Here is a 21921-nt window from a genome sequence, read left to right as displayed (position 1 = left end):
AACCATTGTTTTCAACCTAAAATGTTCGCAATCTCTCGGAAAAGTTCTTATCCTACCTCCTCTGACACAGGCAGCTGCAAGCTGCTGCACTTATGCTTAAAAAATATATCGCATAGCGGCATGGGAGGCTGATGATAGTTACAAAAAAACACCCCAAATGAAGAGGGTGCTTTACTCCGATTATAACTGCGCCCATCCTACTATCCTACGATCCTTTATTTGTCCTCTAAGGATTCCCCATTAAAAAAATACCATCCTACTTAAGCTTTGCCTAACAAAGCCAATTCATTCACCGCTAGGGTAATAAATTGAAATTATCTTACCACATAAGAGGCTGTCCCTACAACCCCCTATGAAAAATCAGATTATTCAATCGTTTCCAAAAGATCCTTGCGTAAACTTGCAGCTTCTCTGAGAAAAATATGCCGAATTTCCTTTTGCGTACAGGATGTATTGACATGAAGCAAGACCCGAATGCAGTGGGACAGAGAACCAGGCACTGGTATTTCCGTGGCACAAAGTAAAGGAACTAGCTGCCAGCCGATCTCCCTGGCGCTGGATGCTGGAAAATCCGCATTTAAGTCTGACGTCACGGTAAAAATTGCACTAACTAGATCTTCAGTGCTCAGCTTATTTTCTTTAAGAATCATCTGCAAGAGCTCCTTTGTTGCCTCTCGAATCTCTCCTGCATCGTTGTTCATAACGGTGGTTGCACCGCGTATTCCACGTACCATATCTGTTCCTCCTTTAATCCTTAGGAGCAACGCGATGCCCCAACCCTACCGCTACTTCGTCTAAATGAAGAAGCCCGATGCCAAAGAAGACAGCAACACTCAAATGGTCGTCTTGACGTGCGATTCCGATTTTACCACCAATATTTAAACCCATAGCTTTATTCATAATTTGGCTTAAGGCCTCACGTGTGGCACCTGCTACGGCACCTTCGTCTCCATGGGTTTCGTGAATAGCCCCTTCGCGTTTAGCCGCTACGATAGCTCGTTCTACAATCTTGCGTACTGAATTAATATACTCGCCGCCATAATCAACAGCAGCAGTTTTAACACCCTGTCTCTGATAGTGTTCCTTGAGGTGAGTTTCCTCGTCTCTGCTCTCTGTCATGGCCATTTTTAAAGCGGCAAGGGCAATTTTCTTACTTTGTGCCATCATTCCGTCCTTCCTTTCCTATCATGTCCTTAATAACTCCTACCATTCTGCCCTCCTTCTCTTCAAGGCAAGTTCCATCGTCTGATGATTGCATTATAGTCCACCGGTTCAGGATTTGCAATATTATGGGCTAACCTGGAAGGTCTGAACAGATCCTGGTAAGACAATCACTTGCGTCTGGTGCGGCTCTTTTAATCCGCCATCGTTCTTGATAATCTGAACTCGTATTATCTGGGATAAGCCCGTGCCATCCAGTTGAATTTGGCCCCTTTGAGCAAGCACCTTCTGTTCTCCCTTCATCAGAGTTGCTATTTCTTTGCCATTTTGCAAGACGCGGATGGGTGCTTCAGGGATCGGCGTTAAGGTTAATTGCCATAATTTTGTCGACTCATTGGCAGCAAGAGAAGGCAAATCCAAAGGAGGAGACTCTACTTTCGAGGCGACAGATATGTAGAATTGCAGGGGATCACGAGCAACACTTAACTGCATAACAACAAGCATTACGGAGACTAAAACCATGACCCGGATAATTCGCCGTTCTCCATTTTGAACACTGCTCCAAAGCTGTTCCATCATTGAAACTTTTCTACGCACAAACACCACCTCAGAAAAAGTTTATGCGCCAAGTATCTCTATCAGACCAGAGAACAGACTTCTTCACCAGCTGCACGTCCGGCGCGAAAACCCATGGCGAAAGCAGCCTGCAAATTATAACCTCCGGTTATTCCATCAACATCAACCACTTCTCCTGCCCAGTACAGCCCCTCAATTCGTTTGGAAGCCATGGTTTTAGGATTAATTTCTTTAACATCAACCCCGCCGGCAGTGACAATTGCGGTCTCAAGAGAGAGGGTATCGGTTATGGTGAGAGTGAGCTCTTGCAGTAAAGTAAGCAACGTTTTTCGATCTTCACGATTGATTTGATGGACAACTCGTTCAGGATTAATTCCGCTTAACTGAATCATCACCGGGATCAAGCTTTGGGGCAGAAGGTCTTCAAGTGCATTTTTAAATTGTTTATTGCTATACTTTTGAAAATCCCTCTGAAGGCGCAGATCAAGTTGTTCCCTGGTCAAAGCCGGTTTCAAATTAATTCGCAGCTGAACAGTCTCTCCCTTACGTCTTTCTTCGCCTGCTTGCCGGCTTAGGGTTAGGATAATGGGGCCGGATACTCCGAAATGAGTGAAGAGCATTTCCCCAAACTCTGTAACTTTTTTCTTTCCGCCGATCCACAAAGAAGCTTCAACATTCCTTAGAGACAGCCCTTGCAATTCCTTGACCCAGGTCTCAGCCGTTCTGAGTGGGACTAAAGCCGGTCGCGGGGTAATCACATGATGCCCCAGCTTACGGGCAAATCGAAAGCCATCACCTGTTGATCCCGTTGCCGGATAGGATGCTCCTCCTGTACAGACAAGCACAGCCCGGGCTAAAAACCGCTTTTGACCTATTCCTTGGACACCGATAACACGGTCATTCTCAACCAGAATATCCTCGATCGTAATCCCGGTAAGAATCGTAACTCCCATTTCAGTCAAATACGCAGCAAAAGCCTTGTTGACACTTTCTGCATCATCAGAAACAGGGAAAACACGCCCTCCGCGTTCAACTTTAGTCTCAACTCCATAGTGCGCAAGAAAATGTCGTACGGCTACATTATCGAAGTCCCGGAGAATCCCATGCAAAAACCGCCCGTTGCCCGGATAGTTACGAATAAAATCCGAGACATTTTCTTCATTGGTGATATTACAACGTCCTTTACCCGAAATGGCAATTTTTCTGCCTAAGCGTTCTTTTTTCTCAAGCAAAAGAACCTTTGCACCGCTTTTCGCGGCTTGACCGGCTGCCATCATGCCGGCAGCGCCTCCGCCAACAACAATTACCTGATAGTCCTTCATCCTAATTTCCTTTCATTCACTTATCATTAGATTATCTGTATCTCTTGATCCGTTTATTTGATTTAACATATACTTTATTAGTAAGTACGTTTTTCTTCCCTACCTAATTAAAAGTCATTCAAGGTCCGAGTTTTGCCCTTAAAACCTGACTGTGCTAAAATTATCCCTACTTAAACTATTTACATAAAAGGTCTTCTTTATAAACAATTCAGGAAAACCTTTTGCGCTTCACTGAGTAGCCATAAAAATTGAACAGAACTAAATATTTTAGGAGGAATGTTTCATGAGTCTTGACAACCGCACCGCTATTTTAGCCCGAATTTCCGCTTCAGTAGCCTGTAATGCCCTTGCTTCACTTCGTGTAGCGATTATGGAAGCTTTAGAAATGGGTATCAATAAGGCAGACATTACCGAGGCAATAAACTTAGCCTTTGAAATTCAGCAGCAACCCATTAACCATGCAACTCATCTTACAGAACAGCTTTTGCGCGAACCCATGAAAAAGCCCCACCAACACGGTGCCCATTGCGATTGCGGATGCGGCGGTCACCATGTGTAAGCAGGGGCACAAGGTATGGTAAGCTTTTATCAAGCGATTCAATCCATTCATAATCCGCTGATTGATTATTTCTTTATTCTGCTTAGCTTTTTAGGCAGTGAGCCAAGTTATATTTTTCTAATGACCGTCATTTATTGGAATATTGATAAGCGTTTTGGTTTTAGACTGGCTATCCTATTCTTGACGTCTATGGCTTTAAACGGATTTTTCAAGGATATATTTAATGCCCCTCGTCCCATTGGGCAACCCGGTATTCGCTCTCTCTATCTTTCTTCGGCAGCAGGCAGTTCTTTCCCAAGCGGACATAGTCAAGGAGCGGCTACCTTTTACCCCTATATTTGGAACCGTTGGCGATCCCGTAAGATCTGGCTGGGAATTAGCGCCTTTATGATCCTTGGAATTGGCTTTTCCCGCCTTTATCTTGGCGTGCACTGGCCTCAAGATGTCTTAGGGGGCTATTTGCTGGGGGGTATGGTGGTTTTCGGGTTTCAAAAGATCGATGAGCGCTTGTTAAAACTTCAAATGTCCCTTGGTTTAAAACTCTTCTTTTCCTTCTTAGTCCCCTTGTTGTTTCTCTTGCTGTATCATACCCAGCAGGGACTGCAAATGATTGGTTTTGTTACCGGTTTCACCTGCGGACATTTTTTAGAGGATGTTTATCTGGACTACCGTGAACGTACCCTCCTGGTCCCCTCAATCTTCAAAACTCTCCTTGGCCTTTGCGTTTTAGGACTCTGGGTCTGGCTCTGGCATTCGCTTACCCGCATTTATCCTTGGATCTATCTTCCCGTCCTTTCCGTCGGCGGCTTATGGACGTCCTTTGGGGCTCCCTGTCTCTTTCGGTATTTTAAATGGGAAACCCCTTTAAAGGAAGAAAGAACTTCGTCCCTTGGGATCACTCGTTGAACAGACCAGACATAACTCCGTATTGTCAAAAATACGTTTTCCACACTGTTTGCAATACAAAGGGCTGCCTTCATGAATCAGTACCTTACCCGTTAAAAACCGATAATTTAGCATTTTAGTAGAATAAGACAAAGCCTCAATGCGGCAGACATCCAGACAACGATTACAATGGACGCATTTCTGAGGCTCAAGGATAAGCCGCTGGGATAATATTTTATCTTCCAGAGGTGACTCCTTGGCCGCCGGGTCAGGATCCCATTCCTCTGTTTTTTGCAGAGCACCCTGGGGACAAATCGAGGCGCAAACTCCGCAATTCGTACACAACCTGGAAACTGACAAAACTCTAAATGGTATCTTTTCATCTTCGTCTTTTTCCAGAGCCTGCAGCAAACCCTGTCGGCTCTTAGGAATTGGATAGGTCTGATCGGCCGTTAAGTTCGGTAACCAATGTTCAACCTGTTTCATGCTTTTTTGGCGCCAATTATCCAAGGAAAAACTCCGTTTAAACGATTTAGGAGCTTCTATACCCTTAGAGTCTCTGCCATCGTCCGGTCGTACTTGGATATGAACCGGCGCATGATCCGGCCAGGACGAATGCACTTGCTTAAAGGCTTGGACGCTGACAGTACAGGCAGAACGATCCTCGCAAGCTGAACATACTCCTGTAACCAGAGTTACAGGTTTTTTCTTCGCCCAAAGAATTAAGGTCACCCAGCCATCTATATCAAACATACCTAAACAAGGAATCTCAAAACCTCCGGGAAGAGCCTTTGGACAATTCAAACGGATTTCATCGGTCTCTTCAAGATATTCGTAGAGCTTATCAATCTGAGTATCAACAAAACCATCACTTGGACAAACGGCCATACAGGCTCCACATTCGGAACATTTCTGGGCATCAAGCTGTCGGTATTCAGAAATAGCCTGGTAGGGGCATACCTCAATACATAATCGGCAGGTATTCGTATAAGCTTTTTTAGTATTAAGACAATTTCCGTTGTGATAAACTACTTGGCAAGTCATATTTAGACCTCACTGTTCTATACTTTTTCATTCCAAACAACAGTCTGTTCTAAACGCTTTGAAGTAAAAGAGGCGGGAAACACATCATCTAGTGTTTCCGCCTCTGTTATTTGTACTTACGAAGCAAATCTTTTGCCAATTCATTCTCCACACCAACTAAGTGATCCAGCATCAATTTTTGAGCTTGTTCAATATCGTGCAATCGTATCGCTTCGTAAATGGCAAAATGTTCGTCATACAATCTCTGTGGCTTTTTTTTATCAGATGCAAGTATATCACGACTGGTTTTCAAAGTTATGCGCATGGTATCTGAAATCGTGTTCATAAGACGAATCAAGATCTTATTGTGGGTAGCTTTAGCGATGGAATAATGAAAATGGTGATCGGCTTCTTCTCCGGTTCGTTCTAATTGAAGATCAGTTCGCATAAGTTCCAGATATTTGTGCATCTCGGCGATCTCATCCTCTTCTGCTCTCTCCGCTGCTAATCCGGCAGCTTGCACCTCAAGAACCTTTCGAGCCTCATAGAGTTCTAAATCAGAATCTTTTTCAATGAACAGCATCCAGGCTAAAGGAGCTACTACCGAATCAACGTTAACCTGTCTGATATACATTCCTTCTCCGGAACGAACCTCGATAAGTCCCATTAGTTCCAGGGCACTTACTGCTTCACGGATGGAGGATCGACTAACTTTAAAACGTTCAACCAACTCACGTTCCGATGGTAAACGGTCTCCGGGTTTCAGATGGCCATCGATGACAAGTTGACTGATTTGATCTACAATCTGTTCATAAATTTTTTGGGTTTTTATGGGTTTTAAAATCACCCTATTCACTCCTTGTTAACACTTTCTCCTCCAATAGCTAAGAATTCACAATTCTATATGAATATTCTATCATACTTTTTAGTTTAGCATGAGTATTGGGGAAAATCCAATATTTTCTATAATAAAAGAGGAAACACTAGTTGATTAGTGTTTCCATTTAGTTTACCGTCCTCTAAATAACATCCTATAGTTTTAGTTTGAGGTTAGAATTACTTCGATCCTTTTTTACCGGCACGATAGGATTCGGCCAGGATTTGAACCGTATGCATAACTTGTTCCTGAATACCCGCATTTTCGACACCGCTCTGCAGCTGTAAGCGACAAGCAGGGCAACCGGTAGCTACAGTATTCGTTTGAGTTTGAGAAATATCGGCAATTTTGCGATCCGAAATCTTAACTGAAAGATCCGGGTGAACCAAACTAAACGATCCAGCCATACCGCAGCAACGACCAGGCTCTTTCATTTCTATCAATTCCACTCCGGGGATACTTTTGAGAATCTCTCGAGGTTCTTTATTAATACCTTGTCCACGATTTAAATGGCAGGGATCGTGATATGTCACCTTACGGTCAACGCGACCCAGGCCTTCTTTCTTAAAGGGTACTTTGTGGATCAGAAACTCCGAAATATCATAGGATTTTTCCGACCACTTCTTGGCCAGAGTGCTGAATTCCGGGTCATTCTCCAAAAGCTCCATAAACACATGTTTCCAAGCTGTTCCTCCTGAAGAACAAGCAACAACTAAAGCATCTGCACCCAATCGTTCAAAGGCTCGTAAGTTTCGTCGTGCAAGTGCACGGGCTGACACAGTGTCTCCATTTACTGATGCTGGTATCCCACAACAACCTTGTCCTCGAGGAATAACAACTTCAATGTCATTTTCTGTCAAAACTTCAACGACAGCTTTACCGATATCCGTGTAAAAATAGTTGATCATACATCCTGTAAAGAAAGCAACCCTCATTTTAGGATTTTTAACCTTGACAACTTCAGGCAGCTCAGAGCGTAAAGGACGTTTAGCGAGCATCGGAAATACTTTTTCTGTTCCAATGCCTATGTCAAAACGCATTCGGGCAAGGCGGTCACTTTTGTGAGGTAAATGCTTTAAAGCGACCCCTTGAAAAACGCTGCCTGTTTTCATACCAAAATCAAAAAGACGCTGCATCTTCAGGGCTGTAAAGGCGATCTTTTTAACAGGATGCAGACCCTTTTTACGAACCGCTTCTGCTCTAGCCGCCAAAATAATTTTATCAAAACGAACTCCACATGGACAATTTTGGTTACAAGCCATGCATGTGGTACAAAGAGAAAAACGCTCAGCCATGCCTTCTGTCATTTCTGCCTCGCCTGAGAGAATAAATTCTGCCAGGCTTATTTTCCCTCGTGCAACTCCAACTTCTTGGCGCGTTTCCTTATAAATTGGGCAAACGGCCTGACAGTTGCCACATTTCATACATTTATGGAGTTCCTCGTTAATCGAATCCAAAGAATCATATACGGACACGATTAATCCCTCCTTACAATTTTGCCAGGGTTCAACATATAGTTGGGATCCAAGGCTTCTTTGATCGCCTTCAAGGCTTCTACTCCCGCTTCACCAAATTCCAAACTCAAGAAGTCCATTTTGGCAACTCCGATTCCGTGCTCTCCCGAAAGGGTACCTCCCAGAGCAATAGCCCCATGGAAAATTTCGTCGACGGCGAGATGAACTCGCTTCATTTCGTCCTCATCACGCACATCTGTTAAAATCGTCGGGTGCAGATTTCCATCTCCCGCGTGCCCAAACGTTGCAATCTGAAGGTTATACTTGTCAGCAATTTTACGGACTATTTTAAGCATATCGGGAATTTTACTCCGCGGAACAGTGGCATCCTCAAGAACTGTCGTCGGCCGTTTTTGAGCCAAAGCAGGAAGGGCACTGCGGCGTGCAAGCCAGAGAAGATCACGTTCCTGATCGTTTTTAGCCACTTTAACTTCGACGGCACCCTCTTCTTGCAAAATACGTTCTACTAATACGGACTCGCGTTCCACAACTTCTTTGTAGCCATCCACCTCACATAAGAGTACGGCTTCAGCATTCAGAGGAAGTCCGGCATGAACGAAATGCTCAACGGTTTGAATGGTCACATTATCCATGATTTCCAGGGTCGCTGGAATGATCTTATTGCGAATAATTGCTGCTATGGCATTGCCAGCCTTATCAAGGTTATCAAAAACACCTAAAACACTTTTTCTAGTCTCGGGAGCAGGGATCAATTTGACGATCATTTCTGTAATAATTCCCAAAGTTCCCTCAGCACCTGTGAAAAGAGCCACTAAATCATAACCCGTAACATTCTTGACAGTTTTTCCGCCCCAGCGAATGACCTTGCCATTGGCCAGAACAATCGTTAACCCCATTATATAATGCTTGGTAACTCCGTATTTAAGGCCTCGTAATCCTCCGGAACATTCAGATACTGACCCGCCCATAGTAGCTGTAGTGACGGTTCCTGGATCAGGGGGATAAATCAGGCCATGTTTGGCTGCTTCGTCATTTAAGGTCTGAATAATAACACCCGGTTGAACAGTAGCAGTTAAATTATCCTGATCAAATTCAAGAATCTTATTCAAGTTGAGCATCGAAAGAACAATGCCCCCCTGGATGGGAACAGTTCCCCCACTAAGATTGGTTCCTGATCCCCGAGGGTAAATCGGGACTTGATGACGCTGGGCAATTTTCACTACCTCTGCGACCTGTTCGGTAGATATGGGCGAAACTACAACATCCGGCTTTTGATGTTTCAAAGCCGCAGTTGCATCGTAGGCATAGGTCAGTAAATCTTCCTGTTCTGTAAGAACATTTTCACGACCGAGCACTTGTATAAGTTCTTCCACAACTTCACGAGCTAACATTATTTTGTTTCCCCCTTTTTAATGTCTGATTGTCAGACCACACAAAAGCAAAATAAAAAAGCAATCTTCATATCTTTGATATATATAATAATAATCTAACTGTATTGAAATTTCAATATGAGAATTTTAGATAAATGAATTGACAAATTTATATAATTAACAATTTACTTGCCAACTTACTTTACGCTGGCATGAAAACGTGGGAAAGGGTTAATTTACCCCTTCCCACGTTCCATTTTAAATGATTAACCCTTAGTGTAAGATCGGCATCATGCCAGGTACGAAGTAGGCTTGAATATAAGTCATACACATGATAAGAACCAACATAAACACAGAATGCTTAATTGTGAAGCGGAAGAGATCTGACTCTCGGCCAACTAAGTCTGTAGCTGCAGCAGCAACAGCGATGGATTGCGGAGAGATCATTTTTCCTACGACACCACCAGAGCTGTTGGCAGCAACGGTGAGGATAGGATTGATTCCCACTTGTGTAGCAGTAACACGCTGCAATTGTCCGAAGAGAGCATTGGCCGATGTATCGGATCCAGTTAAGAATACGCCGAGCCATCCTAAGATTGGAGCGAAGAATGGGAACGCATGTCCAGTAAGGGAGAAGAATAAGCCAAGGGTGTAAGAAAGTCCGGAATAGTTAGCTATATAAGCGAAGCCAAGTACTGAACCAATGGTGATAATCGGATAGATGAGACTCTTTACAGTGGATCCGGCAACCTTACTAGCTCGAGAAGGACTGATTTTGAGAATGATCATGGTGATGATACAAGCGAATAAAATGACTGTTCCAGTTGCCAGGAAGAAATCCCACTTATAATTAGCGCCATATATGGTAGGCTTATTAACAATCGGTGCAGCTTTATAAACTAAGCCATCGAGACCAGGCCAATGAGGAATCATGATAAACCATTTAAGCTGTTTGGTAACAAAATCTTTGAAAGGATTAGAGCCCCAGATTCCTACCATTACTGTAAGAACGATGAATGGAGACCAAGCCTTTAAAATTTGACCACCGGTATATTTTTGATGTTGCTCGATTTTGACGTTCTTTTCGTTCGGGAAGCGCCAAATATTCTTGGGTTTCCAGAATTTCAGCAGAATAGCCGTGCAAATTAGAGAGAAGATTGAGGCAATAATATCAGGAAGCAGAGCTCCGAGATAGTTAGAGGACCACCATTGCGCAACGGCAAAGGTAATACCGGAAACGGCAATTCCAGGGAGAACTTCTTTAGCACCTTTCCAACCGGCCATTAAAATGATCAGATACAAAGGCACAAACACGGAGAGAAATGGTAATTGACGTCCGATTGCGGCTGCAATAATATTTTGATCAATTCCTGAAGAAGCAGCAGCAGCAATAATTGGAGAACCGATTCCTCCGAAGGCTACCGGAGCAGTATTAGCAACTAAGCAAATACCTGCAGCATAAAGTGGTTCAAAACCTAATCCCACCAAGATGGAAGCGGTAATAGCTACTGGAGTACCAAATCCTGCAGCCCCCTCGAGGAAGGCACCAAAGGAAAATGCAATCAGAAGGGCTTGAAGTCGACGGTCATCCGATAAAGAGGCGATTGAACTTTTAATAATATCGAATTGACCTGCTTCAACTGTTAAGTTATATAGAAAAACCGCGGCTACAATAATCCAGGCGATCGGGAACCATCCATTGATTACTCCGAGTATACTTGCTGAAATAGCAAGGCCAACTGGCATTTTGTAAACGAGAATAACATCAATAATCGTAAATAAGAGCGTAGTAGTACCTGCAATATGCCCTTTCATTCGTTTAATAGCAAGAGCCCAAAACAGATAAAAAATAGGCAGAGAAACAGCAAGCGCAGTTAATGGAATGCTATTTCCAAGGGCAGCGTAATTCTGTGTCCATGGCATTTGTTTAATTCCACCTTTCATTTAATTATGTCTAGAGCGTTTCCAATTTAGAATTAACTTATACTACCGTTCACCCTCCTTCTCTTCTAAGATTATAGGAAATGGCTGATTGTTTGACTGTCAGACCATTAACCTGCTTAATATACTACCTCTAAAGAATGAAAATTTCAATATGCTATTAAATTCTTTGTTTCACTTATTATCAAATTTTAATAATTTTGGGACCCTATTCCGAATTTTTAGAACAAAAAATAAAAACAAAAATGATTCGAATTTTACTTTAGAGAAATATCTTATTTTTAGTAGATTTAACTATATTGTTTAATTTACAGAGCTGAACGTGAATATTAAACTAGATTTAGTTATATTTTATTCAAAACTATTTCAATATTCAAAACTCCGTTTCACAAACAATATGTAGAATTGAAAAAATGTACTGTCTCTCACCTCCCTTTTAGAATAATATAATATTGAAAAAATTACAATATGTTAGGATCTTTGTGAATAAATTATTTAGTAAGTTATTTAATTATTTTAAATTTTTTATATTTTTATATAATTTGCGAAGTTACGTTAAATCTAATGATCTCTAGCGCAGATATTTTTGTTCTATAGCCTTAAGTTCCTGTTGAAAAGATTGACTTAAACGGAATAGCAAGCGCTCCATGTCCAGGCGATGTAAAGAAATACTTTCTGGACTCAAAAATTCAATCTTACGGAATTCCGGTTTAATTAATAAAGGCAATAAATCATCGAGATTTTCTACCCTAAGAGTAAGAATAATAGGCGCAAATGCTGACTCTTGGGTTCTTCGTCCCGAGCCTTCAGTAACTGTGTAGACATCTAGACTCAAATCAACATCCTCTATCATAATTCCCTGAAGTGGGACATTTCGCAATACAGCAACCTGCTGTTCCCTCGTTGCTTCGGCTACTTGTTCTTTACTTTTGCTTCCGAAAAAGAAACGTCCGCTGTGTGCTTCACCACGAAAATCCAAACGAATCCTCACACGGACATGTTCCGTTAAAAGTTCCTCTCCGATCCGTATTTTCATCTCTGATCTCTCCGTTCTATATAAACCTACAATTTTTTTATCGTTTAAGCAAAATATTCTCCATAGGGATTATTTTCTCCTGCCTAATTTGCTATATGCTCACACTTTGTGGACATACTAACCTTATTATAAGGAAAAGGAAATGCTGTCAAAGGAGATTAGAATATGCGAAAAACTGTGGTTGCAATATTTAAAGGCCCTCAACAAACAAAAGAAGCAATTGAAGAGATCCAAGGAGAATCCTTAGCCAATAGTAAAATTTCTGTTGTTGTTCTCAGCGATTATCTGCATCAAGGAGAATTCAAAGAAGAAATTGCTAATGAGCTGGCCTACTATCCGAGCGAAATTAATCTTGACAAATTTAACGCTTGGCTTGTTCAAGCTCCCCCTTTTAACGTTCCCAATCTTGGCGAGGTGGCAGCAGCCGGACCTATAGCCAACCTGTTGATGCATCAACCCCAGGGACGTGGATTGACAGAAGCCCTCTTAGTCTATGGTATTTCTGCGGAACGGGCTCGTCATTATGAGCACGAAGTCAGAACCGGACATTGGCTGGTCCTTATTACAACCAATCATGAAAAACAAAATTCAGTCGCCAATGCTTTAGGAGCTTTTGGAGGAAAAGACATTGAAAAATGGAATACCTCCATAGATCATCCTCTTTATCCTATTGGTTAAGACCGTCCAACTAATAAGCGAAGCTTTTTTACTTCCTCAATGGTTAAAGATCGATAGTTTCCTGCTGAAAAACGTTGTCCATCCAGGGTTAAAGGCCCATAAGCTATGCGCTCTAATTGAACAACGGGATAGCCGACAGATTCAAACATTCTCCGCACCTGCCTATTTTTCCCTTCATGAATTGTCACTTCAAGGACTTCAAGCAAATGTTGTTTATGACCGCTCCTGCTGATAACTTTAGCCGGAGCGGTTTTGCCGTCTTCAAGTTCAACCCCTTTTCTTAGCTGTTCCAGAGCTTCCAGTTCCACCGGGCCTTTAACCCAAACCCTATAGGTTTTATTTACCCCGTAAGAAGGATGCATTAAGCGATGGGCTAGTTCTCCATCGTTTGTCATAATCAGCAAACCTGAAGTATCATAATCTAACCGACCCACTGGATACACTCTAACTGGGACATTTTTCATTAAATCAACAACAGTTGGTCTTCCCCGTGGATCTCGAGCGCTCGAAATTACTCCTGCCGGTTTATTAAGCAAATAATAATGCAGTTCCTCAGCCTTTTTAACGAGAACCCCATCCACTATAATCTCATCTTCGGCACGGACCTTAGTTCCTAAAACAGAGACCGTAAAACCATTGACTTTCACTCGTCCTTCTTGAATTAATTTTTCAACTTGGCGGCGCGAGGCGACTCCAGCTTGAGCCAACACTTTTTGCAGCCGTACGCCGGATTCTGGGCTTTTTTCATGTTTGTATTTAACCTCCATGAAGCTTCTCATTCCTTTTCACTATTATCCTCTTTATGGGCTTTTATCCGGTTTTTAAGCCCCCCACTTCTATAAGTGGGGGTGGGTCCTTCGTTTCAGCTTTAGCTGAACGAGTTCACTTAGCCTTTCTTAATTTTTGGCTGTTTGAGAGCAAAAACCCCCGGTCCAATTTCAGGGTAAGCTTCTTCAACCTTTTCCCAGAAAAGTTCGTGTTGTTGGGTTTTCGGAAGTCGAATAAAATAATCCCCCGGAAATTGCGAGAGCACTCTGGCCGGAGATTTCTCATATCCCATATCTAACACTTCGGAAAGGCGAAAGCCCACTCGATGGGCATAATAAAATGTCATAGGTACCGGATCGCTTAAAACCAGAACACTAGAAGAAGGTGTATGATCCTTTATCCACTCTGCCTGGGTCAAGTATTCCGGATCCCATTGATATTTTGGCTTTAAATATGAATAAGATCCTCGGTTGAGTACAATTAAGAGCAGGAGAACAAGAACGAGTTGGAACCTTTTACATCCTTCTAAAGCGTAAGCACCTAATAAAGCAGTTAGAGGCATAATAGGAACCAGATAATAATCCAAGGGAATACGAACACAGACTATGCCTAGATAAAGCAAGGCAATGATTACCCACGCCAAAAGGGCTATTCGTCCATAAAATCGCTTAAAAAAGAGTCTTAATAAACCCATTCCCGACAGAAAAAGGGCGCTATCTGTTAAACCATGATGTAAACTTTTCAGAAGTGGTTTCCAATTCAAATGTTTAGAGCCTGCAACTTGACTGGTTATAATTCCCGATACAAATTGGCTTGAGGAGCTGACATTCATATGTACCCATAAATAATATACCATAGGGAAACCCAGTGCAATCAAGCAATAGCTGATGAATTTCCTTCGATACGCTTGTCTCCAAGGGTAAAAGCCAAACATCAAAGCAACAGGAAACAACATTAACTGAGGCAGCTTAGCTAATATTGCCCCTGCCATCATAACTCCAATCAACCCGACATCTTTTTTCTCAGGCGATTTTCTCCAGCGAATAATAAGAGCCAAAGCCCAAATACTTAAAGCTTGAGCCATTGGCTCGGGCATTACCACTCTTCCGTAATAAATCGACAGAGGCAATAAGGTATAAATCGCTGCCGCCAAATAACCTGCCCTCTCGGAAATCACATGTTTCCCTAAATCATATAATCCGTAAATTGCCAGCAATGATAAAGCTATAGCCCAAAGCCGCCCCCAGATATCTGCCCAGCCAAATAATTTCCATGTCCATGCCAATAAATAGGGAAACAAGGGAAATTCCAATTCAACGTTTTGAGGTGCTACACCGTCATAATTCAGCTGAGGTATCAGTACTTTGGGGAAATCCGCCAGATGGCTAAGCATATGAACCGCGATACTGGCCGTATCAGCCTGCCGCCATCCTTGATTATCCAGTAAGGGATTTGTAATCCCCTTGAGGCGAAGGAGCAGAGCAATCCCCAGAATGAATCCCAACAAACACCACCTTACTCTTCGACCCATTCGACAAGACTCCACCTTTGTCGTTTAATCTGGTATATTAACTGGACATAGCCCCAAATCGTAGCCCAAATTTTCATTTTGCTTGTACCTTGTTTTAATTCGTAATGAAGTTTTAGCGGAACTTCTGTCACACGATCTGCAAAGGGAGCTATTTTTAAGAGCAATTCTACCATTCCGGAAAAATTGCGGCTCCGAATAATGTTCGGCCCGTATTGCCTTGTCCCTTCGGCTAATAAAGAAAGCCGATAAGCACGATAACCACAGGAATAGTCATGGACACCTCTGATTGGCAGGAAAAAATTCATGACTTTTCCCGCTCCCCAAGAAAGTACTTTTCGCAGCCAAGAAAGACCATATTGTTCTCCGCCCTTAACAAATCTTGAAGCTATGGCCAGATCTGCACCTGAGCGAATCGCCTCCAATAGCAAGGGAATGCGATCAGCTGGTTGTGTGTTATCAGCATCCATAGTTACGACCATATCAGGAAATTCATCCGGAACACTTGTCAAGTAAGGCTTATGCGTTGAATTATAGTTTAAAACGTATTGAAATCCACTGTTTAAAGCTGCTCCTAAGCCTTGATTTTGAACATGGTCAACTTGGTGCACCGTTGAATAAATTTGAGTGTACCTCGTAATAACCTCCGGTGTCGTGTCAGTACTTCCATCATTAACTACGATAATTAAATGAGGAATATGAGCACAGGTCTGTTCAATATTATCGAGCAGCACCGGAAGAGAGCCGGCTTCGTTATAGGCGGGTAAAAGAATGTAAAGCATACTAACAAATTCCTCCTTTCGGATATTGTTAGTATGCGCAGAAATAATTCATTAAAACGTTTTTGTCACAATCCAGATCGAAGCAATTAAGCCTATAAAATCGGCCAATAATCCTAATTTAAGAGCATAGCGATACTTTCGTATACCTACCGATCCAAAATAGATTGTTAAAACAAAAAATGTTGTGTCTGTACTTCCTTGAAGGGTAGACGCTAAACGTCCTATATATGAATCAGGTCCGTATTGGTGTATCAGTTGAGTCGCCACTCCAAGGGCCCCGGATCCGCTCAAAGGGCGCATTATTGCTAAAGGAATAATTGCTGCAACGTTAGAATCCAAGCCAAAATAAGCAAATATCGGCTGCAGCCAATGGGCCAGGATGTTCAAAGCTCCCGAATCAACAAAGATTCGAATTGATACTAACATGCCAATTAAAAACGGAAGTATGCGAACACCGGTATTAAACCCTTCCTCAGCTCCTGCCACAAAGGATTCATAAACAGGTACTTTACGCAAAAAGGCAATCACCGGAATAAACAAAAGAAGCAGCGGAATCGCCCAACGTGAAATTTCAGCAATTGCCTTCATTTTGTTGCCCTCCTGCGGAAAAGATAATCCACAATAATAGCCGAGGTCATAGCACATCCCGTTGCAACAATGGTTGTTCCGATAATTTCTGTTGGATTAGCCGAATTTGCTTTCAGCCTTACCCCGATAATTGTTGCTGGTATTAGAGTTATACACGAGGTGTTCAGGGCGAGAAATGTAATCATCGCAGGACTTGCCGTGTCCGGCGTAGGATTTTCCTTTTGCAGTTCTTGCATAGCTTTTAGTCCAAAAGGAGTCGCTGCATTTCCTAATCCTAAAATGTTGGCACTTAAATTCATAATTATGGCTCCAAGGGCCGGACTATCCGGTTTTAGAGTTGGAAATAAGAGGCGAACGACGGGCCCAAAAAGACGGGCGATTCCCTTTACAATTCCCGCTTCTTCGGCTAAACGCATCAATCCTAACCATAAACTCATGACTCCGATAAGTTCAATAGCCACCTCGACCCCTAATTCGGCCGCTTTCATAGCCGAAACCGTGACAATTTCTATCTGCCCATTAATTGCTGAAATCAAAATGCCGATGACTAACATGATAAGCCAGATGAGGTTAACCATAGCCCACCCCCCTTGAAAAAATCTATGAAAAAGGCGGACAAAAAAGAACGAGATCTTCTCGTTCTTTTATTGAATAGTACCCTATGTATTTTGGGCGGCTAGAATTTATTCTCTGGCCAGTATAATTTCATCAGAGGGTTTCCTTTTTTTGTGAAGCATTCCTGACAATTTGTCTAAAAGATCTGGCACTGTATCTAAGATACGATCAATAACGACATTACTATCGACAGGCAGCAGGCGAATGGTTCCATTGCCAACGACTAAGAAACCTACGGGTTGAACAGATACCCCTGCACCTGCACCGCCTCCAAAAGGAAGTTGGTTGGCTGAATCCCCCGAATTATTTCCGCTCTCTTTTTGCTGATCGGGCGGGGAAAATTCGCTGCCCCCTGCTGCAAAACCACAAGCTACCCGTGATATTGGAATAATAACGGATCCATCATGGGTTTCTACCGGGTCACCAATAATGGTATTAACGTCAACAATTTGCTGGATACTTTCCATGGCTGTTTTCATCAATAATTCTATAGGATGATTACCCATGCTACTACCCCCTTCTAGCCCGCTTGAAACTACGCACAGCATTAAATCCAACAAAAATAATATGACCGATTCTTAATTGGAATATGCATTGAATATCACATAAAAATCCTTCTTTTTTAAATTGTGGAACTACCACAAGTTCAGGATTCTTAACCTCTACGATAACTTGTTTGTAGAGACGGGCGAGGGCAAATCCAAACAGGCTCCAAAAAGCTCCTGCAGCCATCGCTGTTTGTACCGCATCCTTGTAGCCAATCTCAATTCGCCATTTTATAGTTTTGCAATGGATTCCGCCATAAAACTTGTTCTTTAGCCAAACTAATTGATGAACATAATTTCGCAGCTTAGGCCAAAGCCGATAGATCCAGCCTCCGCGGAGATATCGGAAACGTACGCTTGATTTGGCTTTTCGCCTGCCGCCCTTTCCTTCAGCAACTTGATCTATTTCTAATTCCGGACCTTTTTCCCATTCCAATTGGAGTGTTGGAATTTGATATTGAGTATGCCAAATTCCATGTAATGCTCGAAAATCAATTTCCAGATGATCTTTTTCCTCCACTCGCCGATAGCGAAAATCAACCTCTGCTTTTATCGCCAAACTTAAAAGAAAAAGAATCGTTAACGCGAGTAAAAAGGCTAAAACTCGCACAGTAACCCCTCCGAACCAAACACTATCGTCTAAATAATTCTCTAAATAACTAAGATGTCCGAAGGAAGGTCATATTATGCTAAAGATTCCTTCTTGTAACAATTATTTCCTACAAGAGCTCTAAAAATTCCAAAGGATAGTTAATTAAACGTTGAGCACCGTTTTGGCTTAACTCCTCTCTCCCTCGATAGCCCCAAAGAGCTCCCACCCCGTACATCTTGGCAGCAGCTGCCGTTTGCATATCAACACCTGAATCCCCCAGATAAATAATCTCAGTCTGTGGAATATTTAAATTCTTACTGATGTATAAAGCGCCTGTAGGGTCAGGCTTCCTAGGAATATCTTCTCTAGGTCCCAAAACAACTTCAAACTTCCAATTCGCAAGAAGAGCCGCTACGACTTTCCGAGTCAGTTCATCTACCTTATTAGACAAAACACAAAGCTTAAGTTTATGTTTTGTCAGCTCATCAAGCAGCTCAGGGATACCCTCATACGGTCTCGTCTTTTCAAGACATCGCTTACGATATTCCTTCATCATCGAATCAAAACATTCTGTAATGAAGGTTTCTTCCCTCGATTCTTCAGGCAAAGCTCGACTAACCAGGTTTCTGATACCATTTCCTATAAAATATTTATAGTCTTCCAAGTCGTGCGCCTTCAAGTCTAAGGTTTTCAAAACCAGGTTCATTGAGTCAGCAATATCTTCAAGGGAGTTAACCAACGTCCCATCGAGATCAAAAATAACAGCTTTGTAGGTCATGATAGAATTTATCCTCCTTGTTTCATTGAATAATTAAGATTGGAGAGATGTATTGGTCAAATGATCCCCCATCTTTCTAACTAAATTCAGAAAACAAATAAAGAAGGGAGTCCTTTCCAGGAAACTCTCCCTGATCACGAATCTTTCTCATTACTTAGCTAATGTTCCAAACCGCTGCAAGGGCCAATATCTTAAAACTGCTTTTCCTTCGATCTCTTTGGCGGGCAGAGTTCCCCAATAATGGCTGTCGAGACTATGATTGCGATTATCGCCAAGTAAAAAATAAGAATCTTTGGGAACAATCACAGGACCATAATTATAATTGGGAGCTTCCATTTCAAAGGGTTCTGTCAGGGGCTGATCATTAAGATAGACCTTCCCGCCCGTGATTTGAACTTTGTCTCCCGGCAAGCCAATAACCCGCTTGATCCAATAGTCTCCACTGGAATCCAAGTTCTTTGGAGGGTTAAAAACAATGATATCGTCCCTTTTTATTCCAGTAAATTTATAAAACAACTTGTCTACAATGACTCTATCCTGTTCATGAATAGTAGGCATCATTGAAGGCGATGGTATCGTTGCCGCTTCCACCACATTACTCCGTAACCCCCACGATAATATAAAGGCAAATATCAGAATTTCTGCAACTTCTATTATTACCTTAGTTAAACTTCGCTTTTTCGCCAAAAAAAATCCCTCCTTTAAAAGTTCTCCAATTTAATTCGCTGCAGTTTATAAATCCCCTCTAATTTAATGTTCTTCTCTATATAATGTTCTTAATTTTAAGCATATCATTGTCCCTTCTTATAGTCTCTTTCTTAAATTGCATTAACCCTTCAAGATATTGGACAAAATAATAAGGAGGTGATTGTATGATATGTAATGTTGGAAATACCGAGCAAATTGTTAGAATTATCATAGGAACAATTATTGTTCTTTTAGGTCTGGCCTTCAGAAGCTGGTGGGGGCTTATCGGACTCCTGGGGATAGCAACAGGATTACTGAGGTATTGTCCGGTAAGCAATATTCTGGGAATTTCAACCTGCGAAGTTCGAGACAAGAAATAGTTTTATAATATAAGGCTACCCTAGAACAATAAATTCTGTTATACTTTCATTAACTGAATTTGATCCTTCGGGGCAGGGTGAGATTCCCTACCGGCGGTGACGATTGCATGTGCAATTCAGCCCGCGACTCGATGCAGCCTTAACGATGCATCGACTGACTTGGTGAAATTCCAAGGCCGACGGTAAAGTCCGGACGAGAGAAGGTAAAGACTAGGTTTAGCCAAGCTGCTATCCTGGTCCCTCGTATATGCCTCGTGAAAGGAATTGTTTCTCGGGGTATTTTTCATGCACAATTTTCTTTCTATGACATGTGAAGGTTCAATTCAAATACATGTTATAAGATATGGAGGGTTTGGATTTGATGCAAAAAAAACAATCTTCTCCTTGGGCAATTTGGTGGATCGCCCTTGGAGCGGCCATGTGGGGACTTGATGGTGTCTTTATTGTTACATTGCTCCACTATGTGACGTCCTCTCAAATTGTCTGGATGGAACATATATTATTGTTTCTCTTTGCTGCTCCAGTGCTTATCTGGAAACGTCAGGAACTGCGGCAATTAAAGCTCGCTGACTGGTTAGCCGTCATATTCATCGGCTGGGGCGGATCTGCCGTAGCTTCGATCCTGTTTACTGCCGGATTTACTTATGGCAATCCAAATGTTGTTCTCATCCTGCAAAAACTGCAGCCAATTTTTGCCGTCCTCCTTGCCGCCTGGGTCCTTAAGGAGCAATTGCGGAAAAACTATTGGAAATTATTTATCGCTGCACTCATTGGTGCCTACTTACTCACCTTTGGCCTGTACATTCCAACCACCGCCGCAAGCACCTCACAGCTTATCGGGTCCTTATTTGCCATCGGCGCCGCTGCACTTTGGGGGGGATCTACGGTGATGGGCAAACATCTCGTTGGCAAATTGTCGTTTACCACTTTAACGGCACTTCGATTCGCTGTTGCTCTGCCTTTGTTGACAGTCATTATCTTAGTACAACATCCAAACTGGCTTATCATTGGCAAAGCCCTTAGTCTGGCACCTGTTTGGGCAAACCTCTTGTTTCAAACGCTCGTACCAAGCCTTGTAAGTTTGCTCCTTTACTACCGGGGGTTAGATGGCGTGAAGGCTTCTCATGCCACCATCGCAGAACTTGCTTTTCCTGCAACCGGCTTACTTCTTAACTGGCTGATTTTACATCAGACCATTGATCTGGGGCAATGGGTTGGTTTTGCAATAGTCTGGATAGCCGTACTTCAGTTATCGCGGATGAACCACGAACCGGAAGCAATAGGGCTAAACCTTGAATCATCTGCTCAGCAAGCAGATTTAGCAAGCAAATAAGAGTTGGGATAATATAGGAACTAAGCATTGACAATTACAGAGTCATTTCTATAATTACTAGAGTTTCAAAGTGAACTCGTTTAGCTAAAGCTGAACATCGGGGCTTCAGATACAATAATGTCCAGTGGACATTATTGTCGAGCCGCCTTTCCCAATAGGAATACTTAGCGGCGAAGGAGGACTCTACCCCACCTGAAGTTAACGAAGGACCCACCCCCACTTATAGAAGTGGGGGTCATAAAAACTGGATAAAATAAAAGATTACTGAGGTAAGTGGTTAACACTTACCTCAGTTTTGTCATACAGATCAATTACTTCGAAGAAATTTAACATCACAATCCTGATGTTTAAATTTCAGTTACATATGTTTGCAATATTATGAAGATATTTCGAATTATCTTTAAGTTACTTTTTAAATTATC

Annotated in this window: 24 protein-coding genes and 1 riboswitch; of the genes, 5 read left to right on the top strand and 19 right to left on the bottom strand. The window is 42.3% G+C overall.

What is annotated here, in order from left to right:
* Positions 1–365: 365 nt before the first annotated feature.
* From aroH to B5Y67_RS11545, 4 genes are all read right to left on the bottom strand, one after another.
* Positions 366–734, bottom strand: coding sequence for a chorismate mutase (gene aroH / locus B5Y67_RS11560; protein ID WP_088226591.1), 369 nt, complete (start codon positions 732–734; stop codon positions 366–368).
* Between the two features lie 13 nt (positions 735–747).
* Positions 748–1167 carry a HutP family protein gene (locus tag B5Y67_RS11555; RefSeq protein WP_170932673.1) on the bottom strand — a complete coding sequence of 140 codons (420 nt, stop codon included), beginning with the start codon at positions 1165–1167 and terminating at the stop codon, positions 748–750.
* Positions 1168–1287: 120 nt separating this feature from the next.
* Positions 1288–1758: a hypothetical protein gene (locus tag B5Y67_RS11550; protein WP_088226589.1), complete on the bottom strand. Its 471-nt coding sequence runs from the start codon at positions 1756–1758 to the stop codon at positions 1288–1290.
* Between the two features lie 41 nt (positions 1759–1799).
* Positions 1800–3059, bottom strand: a complete 1260-nt coding sequence (locus B5Y67_RS11545; RefSeq protein ID WP_088226588.1) for an NAD(P)/FAD-dependent oxidoreductase — start codon at positions 3057–3059, stop codon at positions 1800–1802.
* Positions 3060–3342: 283 nt separating this feature from the next.
* Here B5Y67_RS11545 and B5Y67_RS11540 point away from each other — a divergent pair, with 283 nt between their 5' ends.
* Complete coding sequence (locus B5Y67_RS11540) at positions 3343–3618, top strand: hypothetical protein (RefSeq protein WP_088226587.1); 276 nt, start codon at positions 3343–3345, stop codon at positions 3616–3618.
* A 15-nt stretch (positions 3619–3633) separates the two neighbouring features.
* Positions 3634–4524: a phosphatase PAP2 family protein gene (locus B5Y67_RS11535; protein ID WP_088226586.1), complete on the top strand. Its 891-nt coding sequence runs from the start codon at positions 3634–3636 to the stop codon at positions 4522–4524.
* On the opposite strand, the gene B5Y67_RS11530 is transcribed toward B5Y67_RS11535, so the two are convergent.
* The 6 genes from B5Y67_RS11530 to B5Y67_RS11505 all read right to left on the bottom strand — a co-directional run bounded on the left by B5Y67_RS11530 (position 4483) and on the right by B5Y67_RS11505 (position 12225).
* On the bottom strand, positions 4483–5547 hold the full coding sequence (locus tag B5Y67_RS11530) for a 4Fe-4S binding protein (protein ID WP_088226585.1): 1065 nt from the start codon (positions 5545–5547) through the stop codon (positions 4483–4485). The genes B5Y67_RS11535 and B5Y67_RS11530 overlap by 42 nt on opposite strands.
* Before the next feature lie 106 nt (positions 5548–5653).
* Complete coding sequence (locus B5Y67_RS11525) at positions 5654–6373, bottom strand: FadR/GntR family transcriptional regulator (RefSeq protein WP_088226584.1); 720 nt, start codon at positions 6371–6373, stop codon at positions 5654–5656.
* Between the two features lie 209 nt (positions 6374–6582).
* Positions 6583–7878: a (Fe-S)-binding protein gene (locus B5Y67_RS11520; protein ID WP_088226583.1), complete on the bottom strand. Its 1296-nt coding sequence runs from the start codon at positions 7876–7878 to the stop codon at positions 6583–6585.
* A gap of 2 nt (positions 7879–7880) precedes the next feature.
* Positions 7881–9269 carry an FAD-linked oxidase C-terminal domain-containing protein gene (locus B5Y67_RS11515; protein ID WP_088226582.1) on the bottom strand — a complete coding sequence of 463 codons (1389 nt, stop codon included), beginning with the start codon at positions 9267–9269 and terminating at the stop codon, positions 7881–7883.
* A gap of 252 nt (positions 9270–9521) precedes the next feature.
* Positions 9522–11171 carry a lactate permease LctP family transporter gene (locus B5Y67_RS11510; RefSeq protein ID WP_088226581.1) on the bottom strand — a complete coding sequence of 550 codons (1650 nt, stop codon included), beginning with the start codon at positions 11169–11171 and terminating at the stop codon, positions 9522–9524.
* A 589-nt stretch (positions 11172–11760) separates the two neighbouring features.
* Positions 11761–12225, bottom strand: a complete 465-nt coding sequence (locus tag B5Y67_RS11505; RefSeq protein WP_088226580.1) for a hypothetical protein — start codon at positions 12223–12225, stop codon at positions 11761–11763.
* 165 nt (positions 12226–12390) lie between these two features.
* On the opposite strand from B5Y67_RS11505, the gene B5Y67_RS11500 reads away from it, so the two are divergent.
* On the top strand, positions 12391–12903 hold the full coding sequence (locus tag B5Y67_RS11500; protein ID WP_088189530.1) for a hypothetical protein: 513 nt from the start codon (positions 12391–12393) through the stop codon (positions 12901–12903).
* Here B5Y67_RS11500 and B5Y67_RS11495 read toward each other — a convergent pair.
* From B5Y67_RS11495 to lepB, 9 genes are all read right to left on the bottom strand, one after another.
* Complete coding sequence (locus B5Y67_RS11495) at positions 12900–13670, bottom strand: pseudouridine synthase (RefSeq protein WP_088226579.1); 771 nt, start codon at positions 13668–13670, stop codon at positions 12900–12902. The genes B5Y67_RS11500 and B5Y67_RS11495 overlap by 4 nt on opposite strands.
* Positions 13671–13789: 119 nt before the next feature.
* Entirely contained in the window at positions 13790–15202 is a 1413-nt protein-coding gene (locus B5Y67_RS11490) for a glycosyltransferase family 39 protein (protein ID WP_088226578.1), read from the bottom strand.
* Entirely contained in the window at positions 15187–15981 is a 795-nt protein-coding gene (locus B5Y67_RS11485; RefSeq protein WP_088226577.1) for a glycosyltransferase, read from the bottom strand. Before B5Y67_RS11485 ends, B5Y67_RS11490 begins: the two co-directional genes overlap by 16 nt.
* Positions 15982–16032: 51 nt before the next feature.
* Positions 16033–16569, bottom strand: coding sequence for a spore maturation protein (locus B5Y67_RS11480; RefSeq protein WP_088226576.1), 537 nt, complete (start codon positions 16567–16569; stop codon positions 16033–16035).
* Positions 16566–17147, bottom strand: coding sequence for a nucleoside recognition domain-containing protein (locus B5Y67_RS11475; protein ID WP_088226575.1), 582 nt, complete (start codon positions 17145–17147; stop codon positions 16566–16568). The genes B5Y67_RS11480 and B5Y67_RS11475 overlap by 4 nt, the downstream gene beginning before the upstream one ends.
* A 105-nt stretch (positions 17148–17252) precedes the next feature.
* Positions 17253–17690, bottom strand: coding sequence for a GerW family sporulation protein (gene ytfJ, locus B5Y67_RS11470; protein WP_088226574.1), 438 nt, complete (start codon positions 17688–17690; stop codon positions 17253–17255).
* 4 nt (positions 17691–17694) lie between these two features.
* Positions 17695–18339, bottom strand: coding sequence for a DUF2953 domain-containing protein (locus tag B5Y67_RS11465; RefSeq protein WP_088226573.1), 645 nt, complete (start codon positions 18337–18339; stop codon positions 17695–17697).
* 109 nt (positions 18340–18448) lie between these two features.
* Positions 18449–19099, bottom strand: a complete 651-nt coding sequence (locus B5Y67_RS11460) for an HAD family hydrolase (protein ID WP_088226572.1) — start codon at positions 19097–19099, stop codon at positions 18449–18451.
* A 150-nt stretch (positions 19100–19249) separates the two neighbouring features.
* Positions 19250–19786 (bottom strand): signal peptidase I, encoded by a 537-nt coding sequence (gene lepB / locus B5Y67_RS11455; RefSeq protein ID WP_088226571.1) that lies wholly within the window; start codon positions 19784–19786, stop codon positions 19250–19252.
* Positions 19787–19971: 185 nt separating this feature from the next.
* Between lepB and B5Y67_RS11450 the strand changes: the two genes are divergently transcribed.
* Together B5Y67_RS11450 and B5Y67_RS11445 are read left to right on the top strand one after the other, a co-directional pair.
* Positions 19972–20166, top strand: coding sequence for a DUF2892 domain-containing protein (locus tag B5Y67_RS11450; RefSeq protein WP_088226570.1), 195 nt, complete (start codon positions 19972–19974; stop codon positions 20164–20166).
* A 59-nt stretch (positions 20167–20225) separates the two neighbouring features.
* Positions 20226–20375: riboswitch (FMN riboswitch) on the top strand.
* Positions 20376–20524: 149 nt separating this feature from the next.
* On the top strand, positions 20525–21499 hold the full coding sequence (locus B5Y67_RS11445) for an EamA family transporter (protein ID WP_088226569.1): 975 nt from the start codon (positions 20525–20527) through the stop codon (positions 21497–21499).
* Positions 21500–21921 lie beyond the last annotated feature (422 nt).

Source organism: Desulfosporosinus sp. FKB (assembly GCF_002196705.1).
Taxonomy (GTDB): Bacteria; Bacillota; Desulfitobacteriia; order Desulfitobacteriales; family Desulfitobacteriaceae; genus Desulfosporosinus.
This window is presented reverse-complemented; position numbering and strand designations above follow the sequence as displayed.